Below are 14,829 nucleotides of genomic sequence, written 5' to 3'. Positions count from 1 at the left end.
ATTGGCCGCTTCGTAATGTGCGGCTCTTTTTCCACGCCCGGAGCCTGCTCCGGGCGTTCTATGCAGTGCAGTTGGGGAGTCTAGTGTGAATCCGGTCAAAGTAGGTATCTGTGGGCTCGGAACCGTCGGTGGCGGTACCGTTAATGTGCTCAAGCGCAACGCCGAGGAAATCGCGCGTCGTGCCGGGCGTGGCATTGAGGTGGCGCAGATTGCCACCCGTACACCCAAGCCCCAGTACCAAACGACCGGCATTACCATTACCGACGATGTCTTCGCGGTGGCCAGCAACCCCGAGATCGACATCGTCGTAGAGCTGATCGGTGGCTACAGCATCGCTCGTGAGCTGGTGCTCAAGGCCATCGACAATGGCAAACACGTGGTGACCGCCAACAAGGCGCTGATCGCCGTGCATGGCAACGAGATCTTTGCTCGCGCTCGCGAGAAGGGCGTGATCGTCGCCTTCGAAGCGGCGGTGGCTGGTGGTATCCCGGTTATCAAGGCAATTCGCGAAGGCCTGGCGGCCAACCGTATCAACTGGCTGGCGGGGATCATCAACGGCACCGGCAACTTCATCCTCAGTGAAATGCGCGAGAAGGGTCGCACCTTCGAAGACGTGCTAGCCGAGGCGCAGGCGCTGGGTTATGCCGAAGCTGATCCGACCTTCGACGTCGAAGGTATCGATGCGGCCCACAAGCTGACCATTCTGGCGTCCATCGCTTTCGGTATTCCGCTGCAGTTCGACAAGGCCTACACCGAGGGCATCACCAAACTGACCACCGCCGACGTCAACTATGCCGAAGCGCTGGGCTACCGCATCAAGCATTTGGGCGTTGCACGCCGTACCGAGGCCGGTATCGAACTGCGCGTGCACCCGACGCTGATTCCGGCCGACCGCCTGATCGCCAACGTCAACGGCGTGATGAATGCGGTAATGGTCAATGGCGACGCCGCTGGCAGCACGCTGTTCTACGGTGCTGGCGCTGGCATGGAAGCGACCGCTTCGGCGGTGGTGGCGGATCTGGTCGATGTGGTGCGTGCCCTGACCACCGATCCGACCAATCGCGTACCGCATCTGGCGTTCCAGCCGGATTCGCTATCCGACCATCCGATCCTGCCTATCGCTGAATGTGAAAGCGCTTATTACTTGCGCATTCAGGCCAAGGATCGCCCCGGTGTGCTGGCCCAGGTGGCGAGCATTCTGTCGGAGCGCGGCATCAATATCGAATCGATCATGCAGAAAGAAGTCGAAGAGCAGGATGGCCTGGTGCCGATGATCCTGGTCACTCATCGCGTTGCCGAGCAGCGCATGAACGACGCTATTTCGGCACTGGAGGCGCTGACCGATGTGGTCGGCAACGTCGTGCGCATCCGCGTCGAACAACTCAGCTAATTCAGCCGCACACCGCGCTTTGCGTCGCGGTGTGACGCTCAACCGAAGGTTTGCAGACAATGCGTTATATCAGCACTCGCGGCCAGGCACCGGCCCTGAATTTCGAAGATGTCCTGCTGGCCGGTCTGGCCACTGACGGCGGCCTCTATGTGCCGGAAAATCTGCCGCGCTTCACTCAGGAGGAAATCGCTTCCTGGGCGGGCCTGCCGTACCACGAGCTGGCGTTCCGGGTGATGCGCCCGTTCGTCACCGGCAGCATTCCGGATGCCGATTTCAAGAAGATCCTCGAAGACACCTACGGCGTGTTCGAACACTCCGCCGTGGCGCCGCTGCGCCAGTTAAACGGCAACGAGTGGGTGCTCGAGCTGTTCCATGGTCCGACCCTGGCGTTCAAGGATTTCGCTCTGCAGCTGCTCGGTCGCCTGCTCGATTACGTGCTCGCCAAGCGCAACGAGCGTGTAGTGATCATGGGCGCCACCTCGGGTGACACCGGCTCGGCGGCCATCGAGGGCTGCAAGGCCTGCGACAATGTCGACATCTTCATCATGCACCCGCACAACCGCGTGTCCGAGGTGCAGCGTCGGCAGATGACCACCATCCTGGGCGATAACATCCACAACATCGCCATCGAGGGCAACTTCGACGACTGCCAGGAGATGGTCAAGGCCAGCTTTGCTGACCAGGGTTTCCTTAAAGGCACGCGTCTGGTGGCGGTCAATTCGATCAACTGGGCGCGGATCATGGCCCAGATCGTTTACTACTTCCATGCGGCTCTGCAGCTTGGTGGCCCGGCGCGTTCGGTGGCCTTCTCGGTGCCGACCGGCAACTTCGGTGACATTTTCGCCGGTTACCTGGCGCGCAACATGGGTTTGCCAATCAGCCAACTGATCGTCGCCACCAACCGCAACGACATCCTGCATCGCTTCATGAGCGGCAACCAGTATGCCAAGGGCGAGCTGTATCCGACCCTGTCGCCGTCGATGGACATCATGGTGTCGTCGAACTTCGAGCGCCTGCTGTTCGACCTGCACGGTCGCAATGGTTCGTCGATCGCTGCACTGATGACCGAGTTCCGCCAGACCGGCGGCTTTGCCGTCGAGGACGATCGCTGGACCGAGGCCCGCAAGCTGTTCGATTCCCTCGCTGTGAGCGACGAGCAGACCTGCTCAACCATTGCCGAGGTGTACGCCGCCACTGGCGAGCTGCTCGACCCGCACACCGCCATTGGCGTGCGCGCCGCGCGTGAATGCCGTCGCAGCCTGGCTGTGCCGATGGTGGTGCTGGGCACGGCGCATCCGGTCAAGTTTCCGGAGGCAGTGGAAAAGGCCGCCGTCGATCAGTCGCCGGCGCTGCCGCCGCACCTGACCGATCTGTTCGAGCGCGACGAGCGTTGCACCGTACTGGCCAACGACCTGAAGACGGTGCAGGCCTTCGTGGCCGCCCATGGCAATCGCGGTAAACCGCTCTGATGCGTTAAGCGCTTTCAGTACTATTAAGGCCGGTAACCGTAAGGTGCCGGCTTTTTTATTGCTGTTAGGTGTGGCGTTTGGCTGCCATGGGAGCCTGTTTGCACAGGCTCTTGTTGAGTTGCCCGACATAGGTGTTGGCCCAGCCCATTACGCAGCCCATCAGTTGATTGCGTTGGCGTTCCCAGGCTTGTGCCGGGTAGGTCTTGTTCCAGGCGCTGAACAGCTGGCGGTTTTGCTTCGACAGCCTGAGCTTGTAGCGGTCGCTCATGTACAGGTAGGTGCGGGCAATCATGCCGCGCACTTCCTTGCGCGGCATGACTTTGCGTGCCTTGAAGTCGACCACTGTCGGACAGGCGCCGTACTGGCTGGGTTGTTGGGGTAACCAGCCGAAATCGTAGTTGCTGCGATCACCATTCACCTCGCCAATCGCGGGCACCAGATTGTGCAGGTCGGCTTCGGCGCGACGGAATACGTTGTCGTTCTTGCTACAGTTCTTGCGGCCGCCGTTCTGCCAACACTGGCGCTGATGACCAATTTCCCAGGCCGAGACGATATGCTCCCACTCGATCCGCGATGCGCGGTTGGCATTCTTGCGTGGGGTGTAGCCGCAGCTTTTCAGGTCGACGCGGTTGCCGCTGAAGCTGCAGCCACAGTAGAACTCCACCGACTGACGTTCGTAGAGCTTCCAGCCAATCTTCTTGGCTTGGCTGAAGGTTTGCGGCGGTGCGGCGAGGAGAGGGGTGGATAGGGTGATGCAGAGCAGAGCGAGGAGGCTGCGGGACGACATGCGGCTTTCCGAAAAAGGGGCGAATCATACCGGTTCGCTGCCGGATGCCAAGGCTAGCCAATTGATGGCGCGCCCTTTGCCTGTATGCTTTTGCGCAACTGCGAAAGGGTCGGCGGATTTTTCTTCGTGGAGCCGATTTAATTGCTGGGATTTTCTCCGCGTCGTCTTTCCCTTCTTATGATTTCGGGCCTGTTTGGCAAGACTGAAATTAATCACATGTGATGGATTGAAATATCACATGTGATGATCTAGTCTGCGTTTCATGGAAAACAAATCGTCAGCTCATTACCAGCGTCTCTTTCGCCAGCGTTTGCGCGAACAGGGTCTGGTGAAAAAGGAAGTCTGGATACTGCCCGAGCATGCCCAGCGGCTCTCGGCGGTCGAACGGAAACTGCGCCAGCCTCAGTCGGAGCTGGCTTCAATGGAGGAGGGGGTGAGCATGCCTCAGGTTTGGACTGCACAAACGTTGTTGGATGCGCTTTCAGGGGCAGAGCCGTTTGCTGATGGCCGCGCAGCCGTCGAGTTGATTCAGGGCGCCGATGCCAGTTTGCACGTGACCATGAAGGACTATGGTGATCTGCCGCTGTTCATCGCGGTATTCGGTGATCAGATCATCGTCGAGGCGCTGCTCTGGCCTGCCACTGATGTGCGCGATACTGCCGCTTTCAACGAGGAAGTGCTGCGTAGCCACAAGCTTTTTCCGCTCTCCAGCGTCGGCCTCGAAACCCTGCCCGACGGGCAGGCCTGCTACACCATGTTCGGTGCGTTGAGTGCCTCTTCGATCCTGCCCAACGTGGTGCTGGAGATCGAAACCCTGGCAGACAACGTCATCAAGGCGACCGAAGCCTACGAAGACTTCCTCAAGGCCAGTGCATAAGGAGAAACGCTGATGAACGTCTGGAGCAAATTGCTGACGGCGCTGCGTGGCGGTGCCAACGAATTGGGTGATACGCTGGTCGATGGGCAGGCTCTGCGCATTCTCGATCAGGAAATCCGCGACGCCGATGTCGAGCTGCGCAAATCCAAGGAAGCCCTTGCCGAGATCATGGCCAAGCAGAAGCTTGCCGCCGAACGTGCCGGTAAATCCGCAGCCAAGGTCACCGAGTACGAGCAGTACGCGCTCAAGGCCCTGGAGGCGGGCAATGAGACACTGGCTGGCGAAGTGGCCGGCAAGATCGCCAACCTGGAAATCGAGCTGGCCAGCGATCGTGAGCAGGCTGATGGCTATGCCGCCAGCGTGGCGCAGTTGCGCAAGGCCGTGAGCCAGGCCGAGGCCAACATCAAGCGCCTGAAGCAGCAGGTGGACACGGTCAAGGCGACCGAAAGCGTGCAGAAGGCGCAGATGGCCGTGGCTCAGCGCTACGGTGGTTCCCAGGCCAAGCTGCATACTGCGGTCGAGTCGCTGGAGCGCATCAAACAGCAGCAGGCCGAGCGTGCGGCGAAGATGGAAGCCGCGGCCGAGCTGGCAGAGGCGTCCAACCCGGATGACTCGCTGGATGCCAAGTTGCGTGCGGCAGGTATCGTCGCCGACAAGACCAGTGCCGACAGCGTGCTGGCGCGTCTCAAGGACAAGGCCAAGCCCTGATTCATCGGGCCAGCCACGGTACGTGGCTGTGGTACGTCATGAATGGTGGGGCCAACAGGCTCCGCCATGTTTTTCAGGGATAGGAAATCATGGAAATCTTCCTGCAGATCTCGCTGGCTTTCCCCACTGTCATCTTCAGCTTCCTGCTGTGTCTGGCAGTGGTGTACTGGGTCATCGTCGCGTTTGGCCTGATCGAGATCGACGTGCTCGACATCGAAGCCGACTCCGCACTGGAAGGTCCGGCTGCGGCACTCCTGTCCAAGCTCAAGCTGCGTGACGTACCGCTTACCCTGGTACTGACCCTGCTGTTCTTCTTCGCCTGGTTCATCAGCTACTTCGCCGACCTCTGGCTTCTCGGCCTGTTGCCGCTGGAGTGGCTGCGCTACCCACTGGGCGCGCTAGTGGCAGTGGTCGCGTTGTTTCTTGCCGTGCCTGCGACTCGCCTGCTGTGCGCGCCGCTGCGCCCGCTGTTCCTCAAGCTGGAAGTGACCAGCAGCAAGAGTGTGCTCGGTCAGACCGCCGTGGTGCGTAGTGGTCGGGTGACTGCCAGCCATGGCGAGGCCGTACTCGAAGATGGTGGTGCCGGGCTGATCCTGCGGGTTCGGGCCGACGAACAGCTGGGCTTCAAGCGTGGCGACCGTGTCGTTTTACTGGAATACCTGGAAGCGCAACATGCTTACCGGGTGATAACTGAAGAAGAGTTCCGGGGTATCTGATGCGCTGATCAGCGTCTGCCGGGCAGCAGTTCGGCAGGCCGTGATCCAGCTTTCAGCCGGTTCCATCCGCCTCAAAGGAGATTGAGCGCAATGTATAACCTTCCACCGTCGTTGATTCCCGTGCTGGTCGGGGTTGGCCTGGTCGTCCTGCTGATCGTCGGGCTGCTGGCCTTGTTCAAGGCCTTCTATATCAAGGTTCCCCAGGGAACCGCGCTGATCGTCAACGACATGTCGTCGACGCCCAAGGTGCACTTCACCGGCGCGTTGGTTTACCCGGTCATCCACCTCAAGGAGTTCATGAAGATCTCCCTGATCACCCTGGAAGTCGACCGCCGCGCCAAGGACGGGCTGATCTGCCGCGACAACATGCGCGCGGACATCACCGTGGCGTTCTACTTGCGCGTCAACGAGACTCAGGAAGACGTGCTCAAGGTCGCCAAGGCCATCGGCGTGGAGCGTGCCTCCGATCGCGCGGCGGTGAACGAGCTGTTCAACGCCAAGTTCTCCGAAGCCCTGAAGACCGTCGGCAAGCAGTTCGACTTCGTCCAGCTGTTCGAGAACCGCCAGGAATTTCGTGATCGCATCGTCGAAGTGATCGGCAACGACCTCAATGGTTACGTGCTCGAAGACGTGGCCATCGATTACCTGGAGCAGACCGCCAAGAGCTCTCTGGATCCGAGCAACATTCTCGACGCCGAGGGTATCCGCAAGATCACCCAGCTGACCGCTGCGCAGAACGTCATCACCAATGACCTGGAGCGCAACGAAGAATTGGCGATCAAGAAGAAGAACGTCGAAACCCGCGAGGCGACGCTGGCCCTCGAGCGTCAGCAGGCCGATGCCGAAGCACGCCAGAAACGCGAGATCGAAACCATCCAGGCCCGTGAACAGGCGGAGACCCTCAAGGTCAAGGAAGAAGAGCGTCTGAAGGCCGAGCAGGCGCGTATCCAGACCCAGCAGGAGCTGGATATCCGCGCCGAGAATCATCAGCGCGAAGTGGAAGTGGCGCAGCAGAACCGCCAGCGTGCGGTGGTCATCGAGGTGGAGAAAGTCACTCGCGCCAAGGATCTGGAGGTGGTGGCCCGCGAGCGCGAAGTCGAGCTGCAGCGCATCGAGAAGGAAAAGGCACTGGAAGAAGAGCGCAAGAACATCGCCAGCGTGGTGCGCGAGCGGGTTGCGGTCGAGAAGACCGTGGCTCAGGAAGAAGAGCGCATCAAGGAAGTCCGCGAGGTTTCCGAAGCCGAGCGCATGAAGCAGGTCACCGTGATCAATGCCCAGGCCGAAGCCGAGCAGGAGCTGGTGCGCCAGGTCAAGCAGGCCGAAGCGGACGAAACCCGTTCCAAGCACAAGGCGGTGGAAATCAACAACCTCGCCCAGGCCGAGCTGGAGGCTGCTGCCAAGAGCGCCGAGGCGAAGAAGAAGCTCGCCGAAGGTATCGAAGCCGAGCGCGCTGCGCCGGGTCTGGCCGATGCGCGGGTGCGTGAAGTCACCGCTGCGGCCAAGGAGAAGGAAGGTCTTGCCGAGGCTCGTGTGCAGGCCGAACGTCTGATTGCCGAAGCCAAGGGCGAGCAGGAGAAGGGCCTGGCCCAGGCTCGTGTGACCGAAGCGCAGGCGGCAGCCAAAGAGAAGGACGGCCTGGCCGATGCCAAGGTGCTGGAAGAGAAGCTCGGCGCGCAGGCACGAGGCGAAGAGCAGCTCGGTGTGGCCAAGGCCAAGGCGACCCAGGATCTGGGCATGGCCGAGGCGCAGGTATTGCTGGAGCGTCTGAACGCCGAAGCGGAAGGCCTGGGCAAGAAGTTCGGTGCCCTCGACGCGCTCAGCGACAACGCCCGTCAGCACGAAGAGTTCCGCATGCAGTTGGAGAAGAGCTTCGAGGAAGCCATGGCCGCCATCGCGGCGAACAAGGAAATCGCCAAGGATCAGGCCGAGGTGCTCTCGGCGGCGCTGTCCAAGGCGAAGATCGAGATCGTCGGCGGCGAAGGCGACTTCTTCAACTCGTTCGCCAAGTCGCTGTCGGTGGGTAAGGCCATCGAGGGTGTGGTCGGCAAGAGCCCGGTGGTTCAGGACGTATTGGCACGACTGCTGAACGGTCGCGGCAGCGAAAGCAAAGCGGCGGATGCTGTAGACAGCCCCAATACCTGACCGAACTCGCACCCGGCGTACGGAGTGTTGCTGGGTGCGAGTGAGGCACGATTGGATTCTAGGGGGCTCCCTCTGAAACTAAAGTGGGCGGTTAGGCGCTGCGATTCCTCGACGCGAGCTGCTGTCGTGCTTTCCAGTGACGCTATGCCCATCTTCACTTAATAAGGAAATTACATGCACTGTCCAAAATGCCAGGCCGCGATGGAAAAAGTACCGACGCAGGATGGCGTGATCGACCGCTGCGTTGCCTGTAAAGGGCTGTGGTTCAACATGCTCGAACACGAAGACCTGAAGCCCTACGCCAAGCAGCTTGATATAGGCAGCGCCGAATTGGGGCGCTCGCAGAACACGAACGACCGTATCAATTGCCCGGAGTGTGCCAATAGCCCGATGACGCGCATGGTCGACCCTGGCCAGCCGCATATTTGGTTCGAGCGTTGCCCAACTTGTTTTGGCAGTTTTTTTGACGCTGGCGAGTTTCGCGATTTGGCATCGACGACCTTGAGTGACTTCTTCAAGCGCTTCTCGTTAACGGCACGCCCCTAGGCGTCCGTTTTTTGTGGGCGCAGGCGCACGCCAGCGCTAAAGAAATGTATTCCCCCGATTAGGAAGCTTGTATGTCAGAACCAAGAGATCATCTGGAAATGACCTTTCGTTCGATCCAGTGCTTTGCCGACGATGGCCGTCTGGATGCAGACGAACTGGGCTCGCTGCTGGCGATCGCTGAGCGCGACGGCGTGATCGATGACAACGAGATTCGTGTGCTGACGCGGATCATCGCCCGCATCAAGCCGGAAGAACTCGACCCCGCGATGCGCGAGAAACTCGCCGAGATCGCTCGCAAGATCGGTGCCTGAGCACCGCTAGAAATCGCTTTTCGCGCCGGCCTCTCGCGGTAGGCGCGCTTTTGCTTGCAGACAGCGCAGATTCAGGAAGACCACGATGTCGGACGCCCAAGCCGAAAACACCCAGCAGGACATTCTCGACAAAGCCGTTGCCGAAGGCGGTGCCTATGAGGTGCTGCACAAGCGTCTGCAGGAGCAGGGGCTGCGCCTGCGGCAGAATACCGAGGCACTGAACGAGCAGCGTCTGCAGGAGTTCGGCAGCAGTCAGATGGAGGTGACCGGTCGGGTTCGTATCCGTACCGAGAACAACTGCATCGCCCGCGATATCGTCCAGGTCGGCGACTGGCTGCTGTTCGGCTACAACGTGTTCCTCGGCCTGAAGAAGGAAACCGCAGTCGCCGACGTGTTCTCGCTTTATCGGCTGGTGGAAGGTCCGGAGGGTTACGAGGCCGAGTCGATCGCTCTCGATGGCTCCTTCCTGGCGCAGAGCGGCTTCGTCAACGACTTCAACGAGCTCTACACCTACTACAAGAACACCCGGCTGCTGCAGCTGGCGATCCGTGACGGCAAGCTGCTGGCCAGCTTCCAGATCGGCGAGCGCATCACCGACATTCGCGTGTTTCGCTGGTCACTGTCACTCGACGGCAAGGACGTGCGCTACATCGACAACCGCGGCGAGCGCGATATCGCTCTGCCGGCGCCGTTCGATTTCGAATGGCAGAAAACCACCCGTGACATGACCGTCAACGGGCGCTTCCCGCACCTGAACATCCTCGACACGGTATTCGTCGAGACCATCGGTGGCGACCTGACGATCAAGGTCGAGAACAACACCGAGAAGGGCGAGGGCATCTACCGCGAAGAGGTGGTGGACAAGACCCAGTCGCTGGACGATGCCCAGGTCGAATTCGCTGCCCTGGGCAGCCTGATTCTGCTGAAGATCCTGCCGTACCGCGAGGAGCAGTGGCGCTATCTGGTGTTCAACCGCCTGACCCGCAAGGTCGAGCGCATCGATGCCATCGGCCTGGCCTGCGTGCAGCTACCCGAAGACCACGGCATCATCTTCCCCGGCGGTTATTACCTGCAGAACGGTGAACACAAGACTTTCGAGCAGTCGATGGCCGGCATGCGCTTCAAGCGCTCGGTGCGTTCGCCCAATGGCGAGGACGTGCAGTACATCTTCTACCACCCGGGCGAAGGCCGGGCGGTACTGCTGACCTACAACATGGTCACCCGGCAGCTGCAGAACCCGATCTTCGGCCACGGCTACGCGCGCCTGGAAGACGGGCGCATGGTGATCTTTTCTGCCGAGGGCATTGAGCCGACGCGCATCCACCCCATGCAGATCTGGCAAACGCCATTCTGCAGCGAGGAGTACGCCGCCCGTCAGCCGGCACGTAGCGGTTTCTTCGGGCGAATCGGCAATGCCGAGCTGGTACGCGGCGTCTCCGACCTGTTCAACCTCAGCCGCGAGATCGACAGCCGCGAAGTCTCGGTGCCGCGCTACACCCTGCTGTGTCAGAACACCCGGCGGCTGTTCGACGTCTATCACTGGCTCAGTGATCCGCAGTGCGCGGGCATGGCACCGTTGCTGCGCGAGATTGCCGCGACCGGCGAGCTGGTGCTCGACGAGTTCGAAAAGGTCGAGAGCATTCGCCAGCAGTCGGCCACGGCCATGGCCAGTGCGGAAAGTCGCCAGAAAGCGCTGCTCGAGAGCCTACGCTCGGAGAGCTGGGACAAGGTCGAGCAGTACGTCGAGGCACTCAACGCCATCACCGCCCAGCGCGGCCAGTTGCTGACCATCCGCGATTATCGCTACATCGACGTGGCGCGTATCGACGCCATGGAACAGGCTCTGCTCGAAGCCCGCGAGCAGACCGCCGCCGCCACTTCGCGTTACCTGGCAGGCGATGCCGCGCTACAGCCGTATCACGATAACCTGCAGGCACTCGATGCCCAGGCGCAGAAAGCCGAGACCGTGGCGCAGCTGGCCGAACCCCTGGCGGGACTGGGCGAGATGGCCGCCAACCTGGACATGCTCTCCGGGCTGATGGCCTCGCTGCAGATCGACGATGCTACCGAGCGGACTCGCATCGTCGACGCCATTTCCGAGGTGTACGCCAAGCTCAACCAGGCCAAGGCGCGAGCCGAGCAGCGCCGCAAGGGGCTTGGCTCGACGGAAACCGTGGCGCAGTTCGGTGCCCAGTTCAAGCTGTTCAGCCAGAGCATCACCAACGCCCTGGCGCTGGCCCAGAATCCCGAGCGCTGCGACGAGCAACTGTCGCGCCTGCTGGTGCAGCTTGAAGAACTGGAGAGTCAGTTCGGCGACCACGAGCAGTTTCTCGGCGACATCCTGGCCAAGCGCGAGGAGCTGCTGGAAACCTTCGAGGCCCACAAGCAGACCCTGCTCGACGAGCGTCAGCGCAAGGCTCAGGCCTTGCTCGATGCCGCCCGGCGTATTCTCGACAGCCTGGGCCGCCGCACCGCGCGTTTCGACCAGGCCGAGGAACTGAATGCGTTCTTCGCCGCTGACCCGCTGATCCTCAAACTGCGTGAACTGGCCGAACGCCTGCGCGAGCTCAAGGACAGCGTCAAGGCCGATGATGTCGAGGCGCGTCTGAAGGGCGCCCGGGACCAGGCCGTGCGTGCACTGCGCGACAAGAGCGAACTGTTCGAAGAGGGCGGTGATGTCATCAAGTTGGGGCCGCGCCACCGCTTCGCCGTCAACACCCAGGAGCTGGATCTGACCCTGCTGCCCCGTGGCGACGCGCTGTTCCTGCACCTGACCGGCACCGATTTTCTCGAACCCCTCCACGACCGCGAACTGGAGTCGCTGCGCGATTACTGGCAGGTGGCGCTGGAGTCGGAATCGGCCGCGCTGTATCGCGGCGAGTTCCTCGCCGGTCTGGTGCTCGACGCCGCCGTGCGTAACGCCGAGGGGCTCAGCCTCGACCTGCTCAAGGTGCAGATGAGCCAGCCCGAGGAACTGATCAAGCGCATTCGCGAGTTCGCGGCCCCGCGCTACAAGGAAGGCTACCAGAAGGGCATTCACGACCAGGACGCCATGGCCATCCTGCTCAGGTTGCTGGCGTTGCGCGAAGGCGCCGGGCTGCTGACCTACACGCCTCTGGCCCGTGGTTTCGCACTGTTCTTCTGGAACCGCTGGCGCGAGGACATGGACGCCGCCCACTGGGCCGAGCGCGCCCACACCTGCGCCAACATCCGCAAGCTGTTCGGTCGCGATGAAGGCCTGGTGCAGTTGCGTGCTGAAGTGCTGGCGGCGATGCAGGGTTTCCTGGCACGCCACCCAATGCAGTTCGAGGCGGCACTGTTGCGTGAGGCTGCCGAGTATCTGGTCGAAGAGCTGGCTGCCGAGCGCGTCGAGTTCGTGGTCAGCAAGTACGCCCGCGATCTGCTCGACGGCCTGCGCCAGCACCTGCAGACCGCACACATGTGGGACGGCTATCTGCAGGCTCAGGAACGCCTGCGCGGAAGGCCCGATCAACGCTGGGCACTGGCAGAGAACTGGCTGCGTGCGTATTGCGCCGAGCAGAGTGCGGCCTCCCAGGCCTATGTACCCGAGGCCGTGGCCCTCGGCCTGATCGATGCCGAGCTGCCGGTTCGTGTCACCGAGGTGGATCTGCAGGTGCGGGTCGATGGCCTGCTCGGCGATCATCCACGTATCGAGCAAGGCACCCTGGCGTTCGCTCTGGACGATTTCTTCCAGCGCCTGCGTCACCACCGCGAGACCTTCCTGCCGGCTCTGCAGCGTTATCAGGCGTTGCGTCAGGAGGTGGTCAATCGCGAGCGCGATGCGTTGCGCCTGAGCGAGTTCAAGCCACGGCCGCTGTCCTCCTTCGTGCGTAACAAGCTGATCAACGATGTATACCTGGGTGTCATCGGCGACAACCTGGCCAAGCAGATGGGCACCGCGGGCGAAAGCAAGCGCACCGATCTGATGGGCCTGCTGATGCTCATCTCGCCGCCTGGCTACGGCAAGACCACCCTGATGGAGTATGTGGCTCACCGTCTCGGTCTGATCTTCATGAAGATCAACGGCCCGGCCCTCGGTCACGAGGTGCGTTCCATCGACCCGGCTCAGGCTCCTGACGCCACTTCCCGCCAGGAGCTGGAGAAGCTCAACCTAGCGCTGGAAATGGGCAACAACGTGATGCTCTACGTTGACGACATCCAGCACACCCACCCGGAATTTCTGCAGAAATTCATCTCGCTGTGCGACGGTACCCGACGCATCGAGGGCGTGTGGAAGGGCCGCACCAAGACCTACGACATGCGCGGCAAGAAGTTCTGCGTGGTGATGTCGGGCAACCCCTATACCGAGTCCGGCGACGTATTCAAGATTCCTGACATGCTGGCCAACCGGGCGGATATCTACAACCTGGGCGATACCCTGGGCGGCATGGAAGAGGCCTTCGCGCTCAGCTACATCGAGAACGGCCTGACGTCCAATCCGGTGTTGGCGCCGCTGGCCACCCGCGATATGGCCGATGTCTATCGCTTCGTCGCCAAGGCCGAAGGCAAGCCGTTCTCCAGCAACGAACTGAGCCACGGTTACAGCGGCGCCGAGGTCAACGAGATCGTCTCCACCCTGCAGCGCCTGATGCAGGTGCGCGACGTGGTGCTCAAGGTCAATCAGCAGTACATCGCCAGTGCTGCCCAGGCCAACGAGTACCGTACCGAGCCCTCGTTCAAGCTGCAGGGCAGCTACCGCAACATGAACAAGATGGCCGAGAAGATCTCTTCGGTGATGAACGACGCCGAGCTGCTGCAATTGATCGCCGATCACTACCAGGGCGAATCGCAGCTGCTGACCACCGGCGCCGAGGAAAACCTGCTCAAGCTCGCCGAGCTGCGTGGCAACCAGACGCCCGAACAGCTCGAGCGCTGGGCGCAGATCAAGCGCGACTTTATGCGCAACAAAGCCATGGGCGGCAGCGACTCCGACATTGGCGGGCGCGTGGTGGCGCAACTCAACGACCTGGTCGAGGGTGTGCGTGGCCTGAGCCGCCTGGGCGAGAGCAAGCCCGCTACGGCCGAGGTGCCGTGGCAGGAATTGCTGGCTGGGCTTGAGCGCCTTCGCGAGGTGAAACCGTCGGTAAAGGTCGCCGTTCAGGCCGCGCCTCAGCCGGGGGTACAGGCGTTGCTCGAACGCCTCGCCGATGGCTTGCAGGACGGCGTGGTGCCGTTGATCAATGCCATGGACAAGAAGATCGATATCGACCTGGGTACCCACAAACGCATGGGCGACATGGCCAGCCAGTTGCGTGAGATCGCTCGCCTGATGGGGCAGGGCGGCGACACGCCGTGACCCTCTGGCTGCTGCCGCGCCTTAAACTGCTGCTCGGCATCGCCGCGCTGATGGTCGTGCTGCAACTGGTCAACAGTCTGGATGGCTATAGCCTGAACCGCTGGGGGCTGATTCCACGGGTGCTGGAAGCGCTCCCCGGCGTGCTTCTGGCGCCCTGGCTGCACGGCAGTTGGCTGCACCTGTTCGGCAATCTCAGCGGCTTCTTGGTACTGGGCGCGCTGGCGCTGCTGGAGTCGCGCAGCGAGTTCATTCGCGCCAGCCTGTTCATCGTCGCCGCCAGTGGCCTGCTTGTCTGGCTGTTTGGCCGCCCGGGCATTCATGTCGGCTCCAGCGGCTGGTTGTTCGGGCTGTGGGGGTTGCTGTTGGGGCGCGCCTGGTTCCGTCGCAGTTTCACGGATCTGCTGCTGGCGGCCCTGGCCCTGGTGCTCTACGGCGGCTTCTTCTTCGGCCTGCTGCCGCAGCAGGGCGTGTCGTTCGAATATCACCTGGCCGGCGCATTGTGCGGCGGCCTTTACGCTTCATGGCAGCGTGGCGGGCAGAAGCGCCGCGCACGTCGTACTCGATAA

At 61.7% G+C, this 14,829-nt stretch carries 11 protein-coding genes; 10 read left to right on the top strand and 1 reads right to left on the bottom strand.

What is annotated here, in order from left to right; genetic code table 11:
• Positions 1-85 precede the first annotated feature (85 nt).
• On the top strand, positions 86-1,390 hold the full coding sequence (locus ACZ3GY_RS15210) for a homoserine dehydrogenase (RefSeq protein WP_225838920.1): 1,305 nt from the start codon (positions 86-88) through the stop codon (positions 1,388-1,390).
• 59 nt (positions 1,391-1,449) lie between these two features.
• Entirely contained in the window at positions 1,450-2,859 is a 1,410-nt protein-coding gene (gene thrC, locus ACZ3GY_RS15205; RefSeq protein WP_465910842.1) for a threonine synthase, read from the top strand.
• A 64-nt stretch (positions 2,860-2,923) separates the two neighbouring features.
• On the opposite strand, the gene ACZ3GY_RS15200 is transcribed toward thrC, so the two are convergent.
• Positions 2,924-3,646 carry an endonuclease gene (locus ACZ3GY_RS15200; RefSeq protein ID WP_465910840.1) on the bottom strand — a complete coding sequence of 241 codons (723 nt, stop codon included), beginning with the start codon at positions 3,644-3,646 and terminating at the stop codon, positions 2,924-2,926.
• Between the two features lie 262 nt (positions 3,647-3,908).
• On the opposite strand from ACZ3GY_RS15200, the gene bacA reads away from it, so the two are divergent.
• The 8 genes from bacA to ACZ3GY_RS15160 all read left to right on the top strand — a co-directional run bounded on the left by bacA (position 3,909) and on the right by ACZ3GY_RS15160 (position 14,829).
• Positions 3,909-4,523 carry a biofilm formation regulator BacA gene (bacA, locus tag ACZ3GY_RS15195; protein ID WP_465910839.1) on the top strand — a complete coding sequence of 205 codons (615 nt, stop codon included), beginning with the start codon at positions 3,909-3,911 and terminating at the stop codon, positions 4,521-4,523.
• 12 nt (positions 4,524-4,535) lie between these two features.
• Positions 4,536-5,231: a PspA/IM30 family protein gene (locus ACZ3GY_RS15190; protein ID WP_465910837.1), complete on the top strand. Its 696-nt coding sequence runs from the start codon at positions 4,536-4,538 to the stop codon at positions 5,229-5,231.
• Between the two features lie 89 nt (positions 5,232-5,320).
• Entirely contained in the window at positions 5,321-5,947 is a 627-nt protein-coding gene (locus ACZ3GY_RS15185) for a hypothetical protein (RefSeq protein WP_463572528.1), read from the top strand.
• Positions 5,948-6,037: 90 nt separating this feature from the next.
• Positions 6,038-8,089 carry a flotillin family protein gene (locus tag ACZ3GY_RS15180; RefSeq protein WP_465910836.1) on the top strand — a complete coding sequence of 684 codons (2,052 nt, stop codon included), beginning with the start codon at positions 6,038-6,040 and terminating at the stop codon, positions 8,087-8,089.
• A gap of 174 nt (positions 8,090-8,263) precedes the next feature.
• A complete protein-coding gene (locus ACZ3GY_RS15175; protein WP_465910835.1) occupies positions 8,264-8,635 on the top strand; it encodes a TFIIB-type zinc ribbon-containing protein in 372 nt (123 codons plus the stop codon).
• 71 nt (positions 8,636-8,706) lie between these two features.
• The gene (locus tag ACZ3GY_RS15170) at positions 8,707-8,946 is read left to right on the top strand and encodes a hypothetical protein (protein WP_465910833.1); all 240 of its coding nucleotides are present in this window, start codon (positions 8,707-8,709) and stop codon (positions 8,944-8,946) included.
• Between the two features lie 85 nt (positions 8,947-9,031).
• A complete protein-coding gene (locus tag ACZ3GY_RS15165) occupies positions 9,032-14,263 on the top strand; it encodes a DNA repair ATPase (protein WP_465910832.1) in 5,232 nt (1,743 codons plus the stop codon).
• Entirely contained in the window at positions 14,260-14,829 is a 570-nt protein-coding gene (locus ACZ3GY_RS15160; RefSeq protein WP_465910830.1) for a rhomboid family intramembrane serine protease, read from the top strand. The genes ACZ3GY_RS15165 and ACZ3GY_RS15160 overlap by 4 nt, the downstream gene beginning before the upstream one ends.

The sequence above is a fragment of the Pseudomonas sp. PME37.24/006 genome, assembly GCF_055556635.1.
The sequence above is the reverse complement of the archived record's forward strand: the minus strand, read 5'-3'. Positions and strand labels throughout refer to the sequence as shown.

What these genes read in the sequence shown, in the direction of transcription:
- ACZ3GY_RS15190 (WP_465910837.1), top strand. Translation starts at nt 4,536, where the DNA reads ATGAACGTCTGGAGCAAATTGCTGACGGCGCTGCGTGGCGGTGCCAAC.
- ACZ3GY_RS15170 (WP_465910833.1), top strand. Translation starts at nt 8,707, where the DNA reads ATGTCAGAACCAAGAGATCATCTGGAAATGACCTTTCGTTCGATCCAG.
- thrC (WP_465910842.1), top strand. Translation starts at nt 1,450, where the DNA reads ATGCGTTATATCAGCACTCGCGGCCAGGCACCGGCCCTGAATTTCGAA.
- ACZ3GY_RS15165 (WP_465910832.1), top strand. Translation starts at nt 9,032, where the DNA reads ATGTCGGACGCCCAAGCCGAAAACACCCAGCAGGACATTCTCGACAAA.
- bacA (WP_465910839.1), top strand. Translation starts at nt 3,909, where the DNA reads ATGGAAAACAAATCGTCAGCTCATTACCAGCGTCTCTTTCGCCAGCGT.
- ACZ3GY_RS15180 (WP_465910836.1), top strand. Translation starts at nt 6,038, where the DNA reads ATGTATAACCTTCCACCGTCGTTGATTCCCGTGCTGGTCGGGGTTGGC.
- ACZ3GY_RS15175 (WP_465910835.1), top strand. Translation starts at nt 8,264, where the DNA reads ATGCACTGTCCAAAATGCCAGGCCGCGATGGAAAAAGTACCGACGCAG.
- ACZ3GY_RS15185 (WP_463572528.1), top strand. Translation starts at nt 5,321, where the DNA reads ATGGAAATCTTCCTGCAGATCTCGCTGGCTTTCCCCACTGTCATCTTC.
- ACZ3GY_RS15200 (WP_465910840.1), bottom strand. Translation starts at nt 3,646, where the DNA reads ATGTCGTCCCGCAGCCTCCTCGCTCTGCTCTGCATCACCCTATCCACC.